This window comes from Erwinia sp. TECH1, assembly GCF_054057575.1.
This window is the reverse complement of sequence record NZ_JBSRZK010000001.1, coordinates 3280415-3297302: the sequence shown is the minus strand read 5'-3', so window position 1 is coordinate 3297302 and position 16888 is coordinate 3280415. Positions and strand designations below refer to the sequence as shown.

Here is a 16888-nt window from a genome sequence, read left to right as displayed (position 1 = left end):
AACAAAATTGACGCACATCGGGAGAAAGAAAATGGAGATCCGCTGGCAGAATCTACATCATAGCGAGCTGAATGCAACTCAGCTGTACCAGATCCTGGCGTTACGCAATGCGGTGTTTATCGTCGAGCAGAACTGTCCTTATCAGGACGTGGACGGCGCGGATCTGGCCGGTGAGAACCGTCATTTACTGGGCATAGCGAATAACCAGCTGCTGGCCTATGCGCGCCTGCTTGCGCCAAAAAACGACGAGGAGCCGGTAAAGATTGGGCGAGTGATCGTCTCTGGCGAGGCGCGAGGCCTGAAGCTGGGCAACCGGCTGATGGAGCAGGCGATTGTTGACTGCGAGCGCCACTGGCCGCAGCACGACATCTTTTTATCCGCTCAGGCGCATCTGCAGGATTTTTACGGACAGTTTGGCTTTAAGCCGACGGGCGAGGTCTATCCGGAAGACGGCATCCCGCATGTGGATATGGAAAGGGCGCGGATACACAAATAAGTAAGAGAGCGGAAAGACGCCTTAACAATGGCTTCTTAACAGCACGTCGGCTGCTGACATTTGCCAGCGGTGGCAAGCCCTGCGTTAGCAGGGCTATCCGGGCGGGTCACGCCACTTTTTTTGCTTTCTTGCCGGACTGTTTTTTCATCTCTTCAGAGTGAACCTGGCGTAAAATTCTTTTTTTCTCGCAGTCGGTAAATCTTGTCAGCACCTGCCTGATCAGCGGCTGATAGCCCAGCCCCGCAAGCTCTGCAATCATTTTGAGATCTTCAATCAGCGACTTGTTAAGACGTATTGAGATGGGCTGTAGCTCAAGCGCCTCATTAATCTCTTTTTCAAACGCCGCAGCGCTTGCCTCGCTGGAAATTTTAACATGCGCTTCGCTACGCCCAAGCACGCCTTCTTCCCATGCGGCATCCGTTGAGGCGATGAGAGAGGCGTTTTGGTCTGGCTTGTTAACGTTGTTACTCATAGTTTTTCGTATCCATATTTGTTGTAGATGCGTATTTCGTCATCGTTAGGGGCGTAGGCCGTCCTGATAGCTACCCCTCTACCCGGATAAAAGATAAAAACCACTTTGAGTTTTATTCCATAATCCGTTTCAGCAATAAACCAACGCGTCGGAGGATCTGACTGATGATCCTCTCTGTTATCTTCAAGAAAATGCCCGTCCCTGTTGGAAAAGCACTGGATTATTTCATCTTCCGTTACGGGAGGCTTTTTTTCAGACAGTTTCAGCCTGATTTTCTGAGAAATCATCAGCTCCATGATGTTTCATCCTTCTTCCCTGGTTTTTGTATATACAAGATAAGTCCACTTTATAGCCATTTCAAGTGGTTTTCTTATTTTAATACCAAAGTTAAAGGATTTTTTGTATATACAATTTTCCATTGCGGATATTGGCGATCGGATTGATGACAGAGGCCAGCAAGCTCGATACGGAGTGGCTGGCTTAGAATTACTTAGCTCAACCGGGCGTGAGGCAGGGGCGTCAGGTTGGCTTGCGCTACCCGATGGGATAATGCTGTCCGATTTTTTCTACAGCAGGCAGCGCCGTTCTTCTCGCGCCAGGCATCGTAGCCTGATGTCGGCACAGGACTTTCTTTGTAGGTAACAGAAATTAGCCGGACGGCTTTTGCGAGTACCCCTGTGCCATTTGCCTGAATTGAACAGGGATAAAAAAGGCGAGGAGTTCCTCGCCTGTTAACGTTTAGCCCGCCGTCATCTGCCGGTCATCAACGTATTTACGCTTATCCGGCGCCGGTGGGAAATACTGATAGAGCCAGGTTTCGGTCAGCGTCTGGTCTTTGGTGCGCAGGAACAAACGCAGGTTAACCGGCTCGACGGAATCGCTGTTCGGATACCAGTCAAACAGAATGCGATAGCCGTCAATCGGCTCGACATACAGGATCTCGACCTGTTTAACGGTGCCCGAGGTAACCGTAATCACCGGTTCGATGCCTTTTGGCGCGGCCGCTTTCAGATCGCCGCCGACAAAATCCACCGCAAAACGGCGTGCCCAGACGTCCGGATAATGCTCGCCCGGCGCCCAGCCTTCAGGGAAGCCGCCCATACCGGTGCGGGTTGCCTTCACGCGCGACAGATCGCTGTGAACCGGCGGCAGGCCGCTCCAGTAAAGCTTGTAGCTGAAGCTGTGCGCGCTGCCGGCCTTGATGCTTTCTGTAGGACGCCAGAAGCACACGATATTATCCAGCGTTTCGCCCGTGGTCGGGATCTCCATCAGGTTAATTGCGCCTTTGCCCCACTTGCCGACCGGCTCCACCCACAGGCTCGGACGCTTGTTGTACCAGCCGATCACATCCTGATAATTCTCAAAGTCGTGATCCAGCTGCAACATGCCGAAGCCGCGCGGGTTCTCGTCCTGATAGGCGTTAAACGTCAGCCGCTGTGGATTATTCAGCGGGCGGCAAATCCACTCGCCGCTGCCGGTCCACATCGCCAGGCGATCGGAGTCGTGGATCTGCGGATGGATAGTGTCACACATGCGGCGCTCGTTGGTGCCGCAGCTGAACATGGTGGTCATTGGTGCAATGCCCAGCTGGTCGATATCTTTACGGGCATAAAGGTGGTTTTCCACCTCCATGACTACGCGTTTCTCTTCGCAGTGAATAATAAATTTAAACGCGCCGGTGCAGCTCTCGCCGTCCAGTAAGGTATAGACGGTGAAGGTGGTGTCATCGGCTTTTGGCGTTTCAAACCAGAAGGCGGTAAAGTCCGGAAACTCTTCTTTGCTGCCGAAGGTGTTGATAGCCACGCCGCGTGCGGAAAGACCATACTGATAAGTATCGTCAACCGCGCGGAAGTAGCTGGCGCCCAGAAAGGAGACGATATCACGGCTGGCCAGCTCCGGCTTTTTAAACGCGCGGAAACCGGCGAAGCCTAAATCGGTTTTGCCTTCCAGCTGTTTAGTATCGACTTTGGCGTCGTTGTAGTTAAACAGCTCGGGGCGGAAGTGAATTTCACGCGCCTGCCGATCGGCATCCACGGAGAACATGCGTAAACGGCGTTTAAACCCCATGCCGACGTGGAAAAACTGCACGTCAAGCTCGCGATCGGCGTTGCCGTTCCACAGCGAATGATTCGCATCGTACTGAATTTCGTTGTAGGCCTGCGGCGTCAGGGTGGCCAGCGTTTCGGGCAGGGGAGCGGGCGCGCCGCCGTAAGGTTTCTGCGCAAGGGTTGCGGCCATTTTTTGCAACACGTCAAAATCGAAACGCTTTGCCGAGCCGTCGGCGATATCGGTGTCGGCCCAGGCGGCCTGTGCAAACAACGTCGATAAACCGGACATCCCGCTTACCGTAGCGAAAGCCATTGACGCCTTCATAAACATTCTTCGATTCATGCCAGAGTCATATCCTTTGCTGAACGGAACTGTAAAAACTGCGCTAGATCTGTGGCTATAAGAGCCTGTTTTAGCTGAATTGTGAGCGGGTCACAGGGAGTTACGACAGCGTGTGGCGTCAGAAATTCAGTCAGGCAAAATTTAGCAGATAAATCTGACAAAAGCAGGCATTTAACGGGAATCAATATCAGCCGATTCCTGGGCGGATAAACAAGCAAAGCGGCAAAAAGTGTCTATAGTTAAAGGTATTATTCGCACAAGGAGATGTTATGGCTAAGACAACTGACCCACAAGAACTCGACACCCGCCTGGATGACGATCTGGCTCTGCTGACCGAAACGCTGGAGGAAGTGCTGAAATCATCTGGCGATCCGGCCGATCAGAAATATGTTGAGCTGAAAGCCAAAGCGGAAAAATCGCTGAACGACGTTAAAGCACGCGTCAGCAACGCCTCAGATAACTACTACCATCGCGCTAAACAAGTTGCCAGCCGTGCTGATGAGTATGTTCATGAGAAGCCGTGGCAGGGCATCGGCGTAGGCGCTACGCTGGGCCTGGTGGTAGGACTGCTGCTGGCGCGTCGCTAAGCGATAACGCCGGGCGCTACGCCAGTAATAACGGGCACCTTCAGGGTGCCCGTTTTGTTTTTGCCGCCCAGGTTGCCAAAGTGAAAATAACACGTTAATCCTGCCCTAAATCAAAATCGGCCCGCCTGGGCGCTCTTATACTGCCCGCTGCTTGTTTGATCTGGAGTGGGTGATGTCGCACAGTATCTTCAACCGCCGCTGGGCCGCCGTTATACTGGCAGCCCTTAGCCGTCATGGCGTGCAGCACATCTGTATTGCACCCGGTTCCCGATCCGCGCCGCTGACGCTGGAAGCCGCCGCGGGCAACCTGATCTGTCATACCCACTTTGACGAGCGCGGCCTCGGCTATCTGGCGCTGGGCCTGGCGAAAGCGACGCAGCGTCCGGTGGCGTTAATCGTCACTTCCGGCACCGCCGTCGCCAATCTTGCGCCCGCCGTGATCGAAGCCAGCCTGACCGGCGAACGCCTTATCGTGCTCAGCGCCGATCGCCCGCCGGAACTCATCGGTTGCGGCGCCAATCAGGCCATCATCCAGCCCGGTATTTTCGCCAGCCACGTCGGCGGCGCGCTGGATCTTCCCCGACCCTCTGCGGATATTCCGGCTCGCTGGCTGGTTTCGGCCATTGATGCGCTGCTGCAACAGCATCCTACAGGCGCCGTGCATATCAACGTGCCTTTTGCCGAACCTTTATACGGCGAAGCGTCATCGGCGTTCCAGACCTGGCACGATGCGCTGGGCAAATGGTGGCTCGAAGACACGCCCTGGCTGAACATCCATGCGGAGCGGGCCACGCCTGTGCTCGACAGCTGGCCGCGCTGGCGGCAAAAGCGTGGGCTGATTATCGCGGGCAAAATCACGGCGCAGGAGGGCGTGGCGCTGGCTGAATGGGCAGAGACGCTGGGCTGGCCGCTGCTGGCGGATATACAGTCCCATACCGGCGCGCCGTTTCCCTGTAGCGAACTCTGGCTCCAGGAGGAACATGCGCGGCAGGCGCTCGATCGGGCGGAAATCCTTATTCAGTTTGGCGCCCGGCTTACCGGGAAAAGGCTGACCAGCTGGCTGGCGGCAGCGGATCCGGCGGCATACTGGCTCATCGATCCGCTGTCCGGCCATCTGGATCCCGCCCATCATCGCAGTCAGCGCATAGTGGCCGACATCGGCAAATGGCTTGTCGCGCATCAAGCCGTTTCGCAACCCGCATGGCTGCCTTCTCTACAGGCGCTGGCGCTGGAAACCCATGCAGCGCTCGCCGAAAGGCTACAGGATTTTGGTGAAGCGCAGCTGGCGCAGCGGCTGGCAGAGCTGCTGCCGGAGCAGGGCGCGCTGTTTCTGGGCAACAGCCTGACCATCAGGCTGGCCAACGCCTTTGCCCGCCTGCCTGCTGGCTATCCCGTCTATGCCAGCCGCGGTGCCAGCGGCATTGATGGGCTACTTGCCACCGCGACCGGCGTACAGCGCGGCAGCCGCAAACCGTTGCTGGCGATAGTGGGCGATCTCTCGGCGCTGTATGACCTCAACAGCCTGGCGCTGACCGCCGGGCCGCTGGTGCTGATTGTGGTCAATAACGGCGGCGGACAGATTTTTTCCCTGCTGCCGACGCCTGAAAACGAGCGGGCGCGCTTTTTCACCCTGCCGCAGCAGGCGTGTTTCGCCAGCGCCGCCGCTATGTTCGGCCTGGCTTACCGTCAGCCGGAAGACTGGCCGTCGCTGCAGGCCGCTGTTGAAGCGGGCTGGCGTAGCACCACCGCCACGCTGATTGAGCTGAAGGTTGAGGCGGGCGCACCGTGGCTCGCCGGAGCATGGCGAAAATGATACTGCACGCGCGCTGGCAGGGCGAACACCGCAGCGACAGGCCGACGCTGGTCTGGCTGCACGGCTTTTTGGGCAGCGGTCGGGAGTGGCAGCCGGTGCAGGATTTTTTCCGCGACTGGCCGCAGCTGAGCATTGACCTAGCCGGACACGGCGGCTCACGGGCGCAGCGGGTCAGCGGTTTTGAACAGCTTTCGGCGCGGCTGAACGCCACTTTGCGACAGCATCGCATTCAACGCTACTGGCTGATCGGCTATTCGCTCGGCGGCCGCGCGGCGCTGTATCACGCCTGCCGCTATGCAGATTCGTCGCTGGCTGGCGTGGTGGTGGAAGGCGCTCACTTCGGGCTGGCGTCGCCCCATGAGCGGGCGCAGCGGCTGGCTGACGATCGCCACTGGGCCAGCCTGTTCCGCCAGCAGCCGCTGGGCGACACGCTGCATAAGTGGTATCGCCAGCCGGTGTTTGCCGATCTGCGCGAACCGCAGCGGCAACAGCTGATCGCCCTGCGAGCCGATAACGATCCGCAGGCGCTGGCCGCTATGCTGCTCAATACCTCGCTCGCCCGCCAGCCGTATCTGCTGCCGGAAATCCAGCGCCTTCCTGTTTTCCACTATCTCTGCGGCGAGCACGACCTCAAATTTCAGCGTCTGGCCGCCGGGGCCGGGCTGCCGGTTACCACTATCCCGGCGGCGGGTCACAACGCCCATCGCGCCTGCCCACAGGCCTTTGCCGCCGCCCTGGCGCAAAAGCTCAACCCCGTTTAAGGAGAAATCATGATTTATCCCGATGAAGCGATGCTGTATGCGCCGACAGAGTGGCGGCCATGTGGCGACTACAGCGATATCCTCTATCACAAAACGTCGGACGGCATCGCCAGGATCGCCATCAACCGGCCCGAGGTGCGCAACGCTTTTCGGCCGCAAACCGTTAAGGAGATGCTGTATGCTCTGAGCGACGCGCGGCACGACGAGCAAATCGGCGTCATTATCCTTACCGGATCGGGCGATAAGGCTTTCTGCGCCGGCGGCGATCAAAAAATTCGCGGTGACTACGGCGGCTACCGCGACGAGGCAGGCGTACATCATCTTAACGTGCTGGATTTTCAGCGTCAGATCCGCACCTGTCCCAAGCCGGTAGTGGCGATGGTGGCAGGCTATGCGGTCGGCGGCGGGCACGTGTTGCATATGCTGTGCGATTTAACGATAGCGGCGGACAATGCGCAGTTTGGCCAGACCGGCCCCAAAGTCGGTTCTTTCGACGGCGGCTGGGGTGCGTCTTATATGGCGCGCATTGTTGGTCAGAAAAAGGCGCGTGAAATTTGGTTCCTGTGCCGGATGTACAACGCGCAGCGGGCGCTGGAAATGGGCCTGGTTAATACGGTCGTGCCGCTGGCTGAACTGGAAAAAGAGACGGTGCGCTGGTGTCGTGAGATGCTGCAAAACAGCCCGATGGCGCTGCGCTGCCTGAAGGCGGCGCTGAACGCCGACTGCGACGGCCAGTCGGGGTTGCAGGAGCTGGCGGGCAACGCCACCATGCTGTTCTACATGACGGAAGAGGGCCAGGAAGGGCGCAACGCTTTTAATCAGAAGCGGCAGCCGGATTTCAGCCGCTTTAAGCGAAATCCCTGATGCGCCGGGCGACGCTCTTTAATTACAACATACTAATGACGGCGGGCGTGGTACTGCGCGATCGGCGGGTAGCATCGCGCCACGGGCTGCTGGTCAGGCTGGAAGAGGCGGGCCGGGAAGGCTGGGGCGAGATAGCGCCGCTGCCCGGCTTCAGTACGGAAACGGCGGCGCAGGCGCAGGCTGAAACGCTGCGTTGGCTGCAAGGCTGGCGATCGGGCGCGGAAACGGGACATGGCTTGCTGACGCCCGTGTCGCCATCGCTTTCGTCCTCAGCGCCATTACCAAAAGAGCACGGCCTGTCGCCTTCCGTGGCGTTTGGCCTCAGCTGCGCGCTGGCGGAACTGGCTGGCCTGCTGCCGTCAGCGGGCAACTATTCTGGCGCAATGCTGTGCACAGGCGATCCCGACGAGCTGATTGTTCAGCTTAACCAGCGGCCGCAGCCGGTAGCCAAGCTGAAAGTGGGCCTTTACGAAGCGGTGCGCGATGGCATAACCGCATCGCTGCTGCTGGAAGCGGTACCGACGCTGAGGCTGCGGCTGGATGCGAACCAGCAGTGGAGCCTGGAGAAAGCCAGGCAGTTCGCCCGTTTTGTGCCGGAGCCTCTGCGCTCGCGTATCGCTTTTATCGAGGAGCCGTGCCGAACGCAGGAGGATTCACGTCTCTTTGCGCAGGAAACGGGCATCGCGCTGGCCTGGGATGAGAGCAGCCGCCTGCCGGGATACGTTCCGACCGCGGAACCCCATTTGCGCGCTATCGTGATCAAGCCAACGCTTGTCGGCAGCCTGGCGACGGTTTGCGAAACTATCGCCCGAGCCAGCGAGGCCGGCCTGACGGCGGTGATTAGCTCGTCGGTGGAGTCGAGCCTGGGCCTGACGCAGCTGGCGCGGATAGCCAGCTGGCTGACGCCTGGCGTCGCGCCCGGTCTGGATACGCTTTCGCTAATGCAGCAGCAGCTGGTACGCGCCTGGCCGGGGTCGCCGCTGCCGCTGACGGCTGCTGAAGACCTGGAGGAAGTATGCTGAGCGCTGACTGCTGGCCCTGGCTGTCGCTGACGGCTGCTGAAGACCTGGAGGGAGTATGCTGACTTCAGGCTGCTGGCCCTGGCTGCCGCTGACGCCTGCTAAAGACCTGGAGGAAGTATGCTGAGCGCTGACTGTTGGCCATGGCTGTACTGGGCGAAGCTGGCGCCGACTCGCCTCGCGCTGACGGTTGACGATCGCGCCTACTGCTGGGCGCAGCTGGCAGACCAAATCGAGGCGCTGGCGGCAGGCTTCCACGCGCAGGGCGTAAGCGCCGGAAGCGGCGTGGTGTTACAGGCCGCCAACAGCGAACGGGCCGTGCTGGCCTGGCTGGCGCTGCTGCGCTGCGGCGCGCGCCTGCTGCCTGTCAATCCCCGGCTGCCGGCCTGGCAGACTGCCGCGCTGCTGCCTTCGTTAAATATGGACTATGCGCTGACGCTGAACGGCGAGGGGCCAGCAAATATCCCTGCGTTAAAGATAATCAATCAAGCTGGCCCGATCCCGGCCCGCTGGCAGCGCGACGCCATCGCCACGCTGACGTTAACCTCCGGCTCCATCGGCCTGCCGAAAGCCGCTGCACACACCTTTAACGCGCATTTCGCCAGCGCGCATGGCGTAACAACGAGGCTTAACTTCGGGGCGGACGACAGCTGGCTGCTCTCGCTGCCGCTGTTTCATATTTCCGGCCAGGGCATTTTCTGGCGCTGGCTTTACCGCGGCGCAAGGCTGGTGCTCAGCGATAACAAAATCAGCCCGGAAGCGACTTTTGCCTCGCTGGTGCCTACGCAGCTCTGGCGTTTACTGCAGGAGCCGACGCTGCGGCTGGGCACCGTTTTGCTTGGCGGGGCGGCTATTCCGCCAGCTTTGACCGCTCAGGCGGAAGCGCGCGGCATCGCCTGCTGGTGCGGCTACGGCATGACGGAAACGGCCTCGACCGTGGCGGCGAAAAGGGCGGACGGCGAGCCAGGTGTCGGCGAGCCGCTGCCTGGTCATAGCATCAGGCTAAACGAGGGAGAAATTACGCTACGTTCAGAGGCGTTGGCCTGTGGCTACTGGCAGGACGGGAAGCTGCTGCCGCTTACCGATAAGGAAGGATGGTTTCACACGCGCGATGGTGGTGTGCAGCGCGGTAACAATCTGCTGATTAGCGGTCGTCTGGACAATCTGTTTTTCTCGGCGGGGGAAGGTATTCAGCCCGAACAGCTGGAAGCGGTGCTGGCCCGGCACGAAACGGTGGAGCAGGTTTTTATCGTGCCGCAGCCTGATGAGGAATATGGTCACCGGCCGGTTGCGCTGGTGGCGCTCAAGGGCACGTCTTCGTTCGCGCCGCTCCAGGACTGGGCGGCAAAAAATCTGGCCGGGTTTCAACGCCCGGTGCGCTGGTACACACTGCCGAAGCTGAGCGGCGGCGGCATCAAGCCTTCCCGCAGGCAGCTGGCGGAGTGGGTGTTACGGCAGGAAAAACAGTAATGCCGGAACAAATTCCGGCATTACTGACTGTTGACAAAACTATGCTCAGCCGTCAGTTCGCTACTTCGTTGGGTGAATAGCCGCAGAGACAGAGCGGAACACGGAGACGCCGTGAATACGACTATCCAGGCTTGTTGCCCGTCCGCTCAGCCTCTACCGCTGTGGTGCTGCTGTAAAAAACGGCAATACACCCGCAGGCTTTTAAGTTGGTCATCAAACAATAATGCCGGGAAAATATCCCGGCATGGCTATGCTGACTGACGCTATCGAGGCCGAAGACGGCCCGGCATTTAGCCCTGTTTTGCTTCTTTCAGCGCCTGTTCCACGCCTGCGCCGTAGGCCGGATGCACCTGATAAAAGAGCGCGAGCTGGCGCTGCTGGATAAACTCCGGTATCTGACGCAGCTCTCCGGCGATACGCTGGAACATCCGCTGGTGTTCCTCTTCGCTCAGCAGGTTAAACAGCGCGCGCGGCTGGGTGAAGTAGTCATCATCTTCGCGATGGTTCCAGTGGTCGGCTGCGCCCTCCAGCGACAGCGGCGGCTCGCTGAAATCGGGCTGCTCCTGGAACACGTTAAAGCTGTTGGGTTCGTAGGTGGCGCCGTTGCCGCTGTTACCGTCCACGCGCATCGCGCCGTCGCGATGATAGTTGTGGAAGGGACACTTCGGCGCGTTCACCGGGATCTGATGATGGTTGACGCCCAGACGATAGCGGTGCGCGTCACCATAGGAGAACAGGCGACCCTGTAGCATCCGATCCGGCGAGAAACCGATGCCGGGCACTACGTTAGCCGGGCTCATGGCGACCTGTTCCACTTCGGCAAAGTAGTTGTCCGGATTGCGGTTCAGCTCAAACTCGCCCACTTCAATCAGCGGATAGTCGGCGTGCGGCCAGACTTTGGTCAGATCGAACGGGTTGTAAGGCGTGGAGGAGGCTTCGGCTTCCGGCATAACCTGCACAAAGAATTTCCAGCGCGGGAAATTGCCTTGCTCAATGGCGTCGAACAGATCGCGCTGCGAGCTTTCACGGTCGCGACCAATCAGCAGCGCGGCCTCATCGTCCATCAGGTTCTGAATGCCCTGTTCGCAGCGCATATGGAATTTAACCCAGAAGCGCTCCTGCTGGTCGTTGATAAAACTATAGGTGTGGCTGCCGAAACCGTGGATATGGCGATAGGAAGTGGGCAGGCCGCGATCGCTGAAGTCGATGGTCAGCTGGTGCAGCGACTCCGGCAGCTGCGAGAAGAAATCCCATTTGTAGGTTGGGTTACGCAGGTTGGTACGCGGATCGCGTTTCACCACGTGGTTCAGATCGGGGAACTTCAGCGGATCGCGCAGATAGAAAACGGGGGTGTTGTTGCCGACCAGATCCCAGTTGCCTTCTTCGGTATAAAATTTCATCGAGAAACCGCGAATATCACGCTCGGCATCGGCACCGCCGCGCTCGCCGGCCACGGTAGAAAAGCGCATAAACAGGTCGGTTTTTTTACCCACTTCGGAAAAAATCTTCGCCCGGCTGAAACGGGTAATATCTTTAGTTACGGTAAAGGTGCCGTAAGCGCCGGAGCCTTTGGCGTGCATACGGCGCTCCGGGATCACTTCGCGGTCGAAGTGGGCCAGCTTTTCCAGAAACCAAACGTCCTGTAGCAGCATCGGGCCGCGGCGTCCGGCAGTCATTACATTATTATTATGGGCGACTGGCGCGCCTGAGGCGGTGGTGAGTCCTTTTTTGGTCATGAGCGCATATCCTCGTTAACTGAAGTGATACCTTTCAAAATTTCTTTTTCAATCGGCACTGGCTATTGTGTGAGCTATATTGCCCGCTTCGGTTAATCGACGGCAATCTGGCGTTAGCTATTGCTGCCATTTGCCGTATTGATGGTGAAATGACGTTGTAATTTCCCGTGAGGCTTCATACTGTTAAACAGGTCTGAACAATGCGGAGAAGAACATGATCAGAGTGGAAATGCTATCTACCGGCGATGAAGTGCTGCACGGGCAAATCGTGGATACCAATGCGGCCTGGCTGGCCGAACTGTTGTTTCAAGAGGGATTACCCATGACGAGCCGCCAGACCGTTGGCGACAGTATGGAAGAGCTGGTCAGCGTGCTTACCGAGCGCAGCAAGGTGGCGGATGTGCTGATCGTCAACGGCGGCCTGGGGCCGACCAGCGATGATTTAAGCGCGGTTGCGGCGGCGAAAGCGGCAGGCGTCGGGCTGGTGATGCAGGAAGAGTGGCTGGCGAAGATGGAGGCGTTTTTTGCCGGACGCGGCCGCAAAATGGCCGACAGCAACCGCAAGCAGGCGGAAATCCCGGCGGGTGCCGAGATGATCGACAATCCGATCGGCACCGCCTGCGGTTTTGCGCTTCAGCTCAACCGCTGCTGGATCTTCTTCACCCCCGGCGTGCCGTCAGAATATAAAAGAATGGTCGAGGAGCAAATTCTGCCTCGTCTTAAAGCTCGCTTCCCGGTGTCAGACCCGCCGGTATGCCTGCGGTTGACTACCTTTGGTCGCGGAGAAAGCGATCTGGCGTCAGAAATCGAACCGCTGCCGCTGCCGGAAGGCGTGGTAATGGGCTACCGCGCCTCAATGCCGATTATCGAGCTGAAGCTGAATGGCCCGGCCTCTAAGCTGCCTGAGATGGAGCAGTTCTGGCAGCAGGTGCGCGAGATCGCTGGCGAAAGCACGATTTTTGAAGGTGCGGAAGGGCTGCCCGCGCAGCTGTCGCGTCGCCTGCAGGAGCAGACCCATCGCCTGGCGGTCAGCGAACAATTTACCGCCGGACTGGTGCAGTATCAGCTCGCCTCGGTACAGGCGCCGCTGGCGGCGGGCAACGTGCTGCCGTCACAGGATGAAAGCCTGGCTGAACTGATGCAGCGCGCGCAACGGTTAGCCGAAGCGGATAAAGCCGATCTGGCGCTGGTGGTTGGCGCAGAAAAAGAAAATCACCTCGGCTTTGCCCTCTTTACGCCGCAGGGCTGCTGGAGCCAGCGGGTAAAGTTCAGCAACAACCGGCACGGGCTGAAGGCGCGTCAGGACGTCTCTGCCATGATGGCGCTGAATATGCTGCGGCGCTGGCTGGATGGTCTGGAGGTTACGGGTGGCCACGGCTGGATTGACGTGGTGGAGACGCAGCGGGGCTAAAAAAACCGCGCCGGAGGGCGCGGTTATTCAGCGTACAACTAAAGGTGCAGGATCTCGATCTCAATATCACCTTTAGCCTTGCAGCAGCACGGCAGGATCTCTCCCGGCTGAATAAAGGCCAGCGGTTTCTCCGCATAGCTGACTTCCCCTTTTACCAGGCGCATACGACAGGAGCCGCAGTAGCCTTCACGGCACTGAAACTCCACCTGATAGTTGTGGGCTTCCAGCGTCGTCAGCAGGTTAGGGTGATCCTCAGCGCATTCCAGACGCGTGCCGCAGGCGCTGAGGGTAACGTACATCCGCATGTTACAGCTGGAAGTCGTCGAAGTCGTTTTCGCCTACTTCGGAATCGATCTGCCCAACCAGATAAGAGCTGACCTCTACTTCCTGCGGCGCAACCTGCACGTTGTCCGAAACCAGCCAGGAGTTGATCCACGGGATCGGGTTAGAGCGGGTTTTAAACGGCAGCTCCAGACCCACAGCGTTCATGCGGATATTGGTGATGTATTCGATGTACTGGCAAAGAATATCTTTGTTCAGGCCAATCATCGAGCCGTCGCGGAACAGGTATTCCGCCCACTCTTTCTCTTGCTGCGCGGCCAGCACAAACAGGTCGTAGCACTCCTGCTGGCACTCTTTAGCGATTTCCGCCATCTCCGGATCGTCTTCGCCGCTTCTCAGCAGGTTCAGCATATGCTGAGTGCCGGTCAGGTGCAGCGCTTCATCACGGGCAATCAGCTTGATGATTTTCGCGTTGCCTTCCATCAGTTCACGCTCGGCAAAAGCAAACGAGCAGGCAAAGCTGACGTAGAAGCGGATCGCTTCCAGCGCGTTCACGCTCATCAGGCAGACATAAAGCTGTTTTTTCAGCGCTCTCAGGTTAACGGTCACGGTTTTGCCGTTGACCTGATGCGTGCCTTCGCCCAGCAGATGCCAGTAGTTGGTCATCTCGATCAGATCGTCGTAGTAGCCGGAGATATCTTTGGCGCGCGACAGGATCTGCTCGTTGGTAACGATATCGTCAAACACCACCGCCGGATCGTTAACGATGTTGCGGATGATATGCGTATAAGAGCGCGAGTGGATGGTTTCAGAAAACGCCCAGGTCTCGACCCAGGTTTCCAGCTCGGGGATCGAAATCAGCGGCAGCAGCGCCACGTTCGGGCTACGTCCCTGAATGGAATCCAGCAGCGTCTGGTATTTCAGGTTGCTGATAAAGATATGCTTTTCGTGGTCCGGCAGGCCCTGGTAGTCGATGCGGTCGCGCGACACGTCCACCTCTTCCGGACGCCAGAAAAAGGAGAGCTGCTTTTCGATCAGCTTTTCAAAAATGCCGTATTTCTGCTGGTCGTAGCGGGCGACGTTGACCGGCTGGCCGAAAAACATCGGTTCGTTCAGCTGGTCGTTTTTATTTTGCGAGAACGTGGTGTAAGCCATGACATTATCCAGTGAGGAAGGGCAGGGAAAACCCGGCCCGACGTAAAATCAGGGGGCGAAGCTCGCCCCGCTTTGGTTAAATCTTGCAGGCGCCGCTTTCACAGCCGTCATCCTGAATGGATGGCGCCAGGTCGTCCTGAGCATCTTCCGCGCCGTCGCGGGTGTTCTGGTAATAAAGCGTTTTCACGCCGAACTTATAGGCGGTCAGCAGATCTTTCAGCAGCTGTTTCATCGGCACGCGACCGTTGGCAAAGCGCGTCGGATCGTAGTTGGTGTTCGATGAAATCGCCTGGTCGATAAACTTCTGCATCAGGCCGACCAGCTGCAGATAGCCGTCGTTATTCGGCATATCCCACAGCAGCTCATACTGATCTTTCAGACGCTCATACTCCGGCACTACCTGACGCAGAATGCCGTCTTTGGAAGCCTTGATGCTGATATGGCCGCGCGGCGGCTCAATGCCGTTGGTGGCGTTGGAGATCTGCGAAGAGGTCTCTGACGGCATCAGCGCGGAAAGCGTGGAGTTGCGCAGGCCGTGCGTTTTAATCGCCTCGCGCAGCGCTTCCCAGTCCAGGTGCAGCGGCTCGTTGCTGATCGCATCCAGATCTTTCTTGTAGGTGTCGATCGGCAGAATGCCCTGCGCATAGGTGGTTTCGTTAAACCACGGGCAGGCGCCTTGCTCCTGCGCCAGCTCGTTGGAGGCCTTCAGCAGGTAGTACTGAATGGCTTCAAAGGTTTTGTGCGTCAGGTTGTTGGCGCTGCCGTCGGAATAGCGCACGCCGTGCTTCGCCAGATAGTACGCGAAGTTGATCACGCCGATACCCAGCGTACGACGGCCCATCGCGCCGCGTTTGGCGGCCGGGATTGGGTAATCCTGATAGTCCAGCAGCGCATCCAGCGCGCGCACTGCCAGCGTGGCCAGCTCCTGCAGATCGTCCAGGCTTTCAATGGCGCCAAGGTTGAACGCCGACAGCGTACAGAGCGCGATTTCGCCGTTCTCGTCGTTGACGTCCATCAGCGGTTTGGTCGGCAGCGCAATCTCCAGGCAGAGGTTGGACTGGCGCACGGGCGCGATAGCCGGATCGAACGGGCTGTGGGTGTTGCAGTGGTCAACGTTCTGAATATAGATACGGCCGGTTGAGGCGCGTTCCTGCATCATCAGTGAGAACAGGTCTACCGCTTTTACGCGCTGCTTGCGGATGCTGTCGTCCTTCTCGTATTTGGTATACAGGCGCTCAAACTCTTCCTGATCGGCAAAGAAAGCGTCATACAGGCCAGGCACGTCGGACGGGCTGAACAGGGTGATTTCTTCGCCCTTCAGCAGACGGGTGTACATCAGTTTGTTGATCTGTACGCCGTAGTCCATGTGACGCACGCGGTTGCCTTCCACGCCACGGTTGTTTTTCAGCACCAGCAGGCTTTCTACTTCCAGATGCCACATTGGGTAGAACAGCGTCGCTGCACCGCCGCGCACGCCGCCCTGCGAGCAGGATTTCACCGCCGTCTGGAAATGCTTGTAGAAAGGAATACAGCCGGTGTGGAAGGCTTCGCCGCCACGGATCGGGCTGCCCAGCGCGCGGATGCGGCCAGCGTTGATGCCGATACCGGCGCGCTGGGAAACATATTTCACGATGGCGCTGGAGGTGGCGTTAATCGAATCCAGGCTGTCGCCGCACTCGATCAGCACGCAGGAGCTGAACTGGCGGGTTGGGGTGCGCACGCCGGACATAATCGGCGTCGGCAGGGAAATCTTAAAGGTAGAAATCGCGTCGTAGAAACGTTTTACGTAATCCAGACGCGTCTCACGTGGATAGCCGGAGAACAGGCAGGCCGCCACCAGAATATAGAGGAACTGCGCGCTTTCGTAGATATCGCCGCTCACGCGGTTCTGCACCAGATATTTGCCTTCCAGCTGCTTAACGGCGGCATAGGAGAAGTTCATATCGCGCCAGTGGTCGATAAAGCCGTCCATCTGCTCGAACTCTTCCACGCTGTAGTCTTCCAGCAGGTGGCGATCGTATTTACCCAGATCGACCATGCGCTTCACCTGATCGTAAAGCTTCGGCGGCTCAAACTGGCCGTAGGCTTTTTTACGCAGGTGGAAGATAGCCAGGCGCGCGGCCATGTACTGATAGTCCGGCGCATCGCGGGAGATCAGGTCGGCAGCAGACTTGATGATCGTCTCGTGGATGTCGGAGGTCTTGATGCCTTCGTAAAACTGGATATGGGAACGCAGTTCAACCTGAGAGACGGAAACGTTTTGCAGACCTTCTGCAGCCCAGTCAAGCACGCGGTGGATTTTATCCAGATTGATGCGTTCGGTGCGGCCATCGCGTTTAGTGACAAGCAGGCTCTGATTCATGTGGCGTTTTTATCCTGTCCGTGAGATCGAAAATATCCCCCGTTTATACACAGACTGCTCACGTGTGAG

15 protein-coding genes are annotated in these 16888 nt (G+C 58.2%); 8 read left to right on the top strand and 7 right to left on the bottom strand.

The annotated features are described in order from the left end of the window. Window positions 1-31 precede the first annotated feature (31 nt). The gene (locus tag ACVWZ0_RS15390) at window positions 32-496 is read left to right on the top strand and encodes a GNAT family N-acetyltransferase (protein WP_253459804.1); all 465 of its coding nucleotides are present in this window, start codon (window positions 32-34) and stop codon (window positions 494-496) included. A gap of 106 nt (window positions 497-602) precedes the next feature. On the opposite strand, the gene ACVWZ0_RS15385 is transcribed toward ACVWZ0_RS15390, so the two are convergent. The 3 genes from ACVWZ0_RS15385 to ACVWZ0_RS15375 all read right to left on the bottom strand — a co-directional run bounded on the left by ACVWZ0_RS15385 (window position 603) and on the right by ACVWZ0_RS15375 (window position 3359). Beyond that, window positions 603-968, bottom strand: a complete 366-nt coding sequence (locus ACVWZ0_RS15385) for a hypothetical protein (protein ID WP_125288240.1) — start codon at window positions 966-968, stop codon at window positions 603-605. Continuing rightward, on the bottom strand, window positions 965-1264 hold the full coding sequence (locus ACVWZ0_RS15380) for a hypothetical protein (RefSeq protein ID WP_125288239.1): 300 nt from the start codon (window positions 1262-1264) through the stop codon (window positions 965-967). The genes ACVWZ0_RS15385 and ACVWZ0_RS15380 overlap by 4 nt, the downstream gene beginning before the upstream one ends. 442 nt (window positions 1265-1706) lie before the next feature. Then, window positions 1707-3359, bottom strand: a complete 1653-nt coding sequence (locus ACVWZ0_RS15375) for a glucan biosynthesis protein D (protein WP_125288238.1) — start codon at window positions 3357-3359, stop codon at window positions 1707-1709. A 269-nt stretch (window positions 3360-3628) separates the two neighbouring features. Between ACVWZ0_RS15375 and elaB the strand changes: the two genes are divergently transcribed. The 6 genes from elaB to menE all read left to right on the top strand — a co-directional run bounded on the left by elaB (window position 3629) and on the right by menE (window position 9873). Then, on the top strand, window positions 3629-3946 hold the full coding sequence (gene elaB, locus ACVWZ0_RS15370; protein WP_253459807.1) for a stress response protein ElaB: 318 nt from the start codon (window positions 3629-3631) through the stop codon (window positions 3944-3946). 172 nt (window positions 3947-4118) lie between these two features. Then, on the top strand, window positions 4119-5759 hold the full coding sequence (gene menD, locus ACVWZ0_RS15365; RefSeq protein WP_253459810.1) for a 2-succinyl-5-enolpyruvyl-6-hydroxy-3-cyclohexene-1-carboxylic-acid synthase: 1641 nt from the start codon (window positions 4119-4121) through the stop codon (window positions 5757-5759). Continuing rightward, on the top strand, window positions 5756-6520 hold the full coding sequence (gene menH / locus ACVWZ0_RS15360) for a 2-succinyl-6-hydroxy-2,4-cyclohexadiene-1-carboxylate synthase (protein ID WP_253461266.1): 765 nt from the start codon (window positions 5756-5758) through the stop codon (window positions 6518-6520). Before menD ends, menH begins: the two co-directional genes overlap by 4 nt. Before the next feature lie 9 nt (window positions 6521-6529). Then, window positions 6530-7384, top strand: coding sequence for a 1,4-dihydroxy-2-naphthoyl-CoA synthase (gene menB, locus ACVWZ0_RS15355; protein ID WP_253459813.1), 855 nt, complete (start codon window positions 6530-6532; stop codon window positions 7382-7384). Then, a complete protein-coding gene (gene menC, locus ACVWZ0_RS15350; protein ID WP_253459816.1) occupies window positions 7384-8406 on the top strand; it encodes an o-succinylbenzoate synthase in 1023 nt (340 codons plus the stop codon). The genes menB and menC overlap by 1 nt, the downstream gene beginning before the upstream one ends. A gap of 120 nt (window positions 8407-8526) precedes the next feature. Further along, a complete protein-coding gene (menE, locus tag ACVWZ0_RS15345; RefSeq protein WP_253461267.1) occupies window positions 8527-9873 on the top strand; it encodes an o-succinylbenzoate--CoA ligase in 1347 nt (448 codons plus the stop codon). Window positions 9874-10163: 290 nt separating this feature from the next. Here the strand turns inward: menE and ACVWZ0_RS15340 are convergent, their stop codons facing one another. Further along, window positions 10164-11609 (bottom strand): catalase, encoded by a 1446-nt coding sequence (locus ACVWZ0_RS15340; protein ID WP_253459819.1) that lies wholly within the window; start codon window positions 11607-11609, stop codon window positions 10164-10166. Between the two features lie 214 nt (window positions 11610-11823). Here ACVWZ0_RS15340 and ACVWZ0_RS15335 point away from each other — a divergent pair, with 214 nt between their 5' ends. After that, on the top strand, window positions 11824-13020 hold the full coding sequence (locus ACVWZ0_RS15335; protein ID WP_253459822.1) for a nicotinamide mononucleotide deamidase-related protein YfaY: 1197 nt from the start codon (window positions 11824-11826) through the stop codon (window positions 13018-13020). A 38-nt stretch (window positions 13021-13058) separates the two neighbouring features. Here ACVWZ0_RS15335 and yfaE read toward each other — a convergent pair whose 3' ends face one another. The 3 genes from yfaE to nrdA all read right to left on the bottom strand — a co-directional run bounded on the left by yfaE (window position 13059) and on the right by nrdA (window position 16819). After that, the gene (gene yfaE, locus ACVWZ0_RS15330) at window positions 13059-13319 is read right to left on the bottom strand and encodes a class I ribonucleotide reductase maintenance protein YfaE (protein ID WP_199746382.1); all 261 of its coding nucleotides are present in this window, start codon (window positions 13317-13319) and stop codon (window positions 13059-13061) included. 7 nt (window positions 13320-13326) lie between these two features. After that, entirely contained in the window at window positions 13327-14457 is a 1131-nt protein-coding gene (nrdB, locus tag ACVWZ0_RS15325) for a class Ia ribonucleoside-diphosphate reductase subunit beta (protein ID WP_253459825.1), read from the bottom strand. 76 nt (window positions 14458-14533) lie between these two features. After that, the gene (gene nrdA, locus ACVWZ0_RS15320) at window positions 14534-16819 is read right to left on the bottom strand and encodes a class 1a ribonucleoside-diphosphate reductase subunit alpha (protein WP_253459827.1); all 2286 of its coding nucleotides are present in this window, start codon (window positions 16817-16819) and stop codon (window positions 14534-14536) included. Between the last annotated feature and the right edge of the window lie 69 nt (window positions 16820-16888).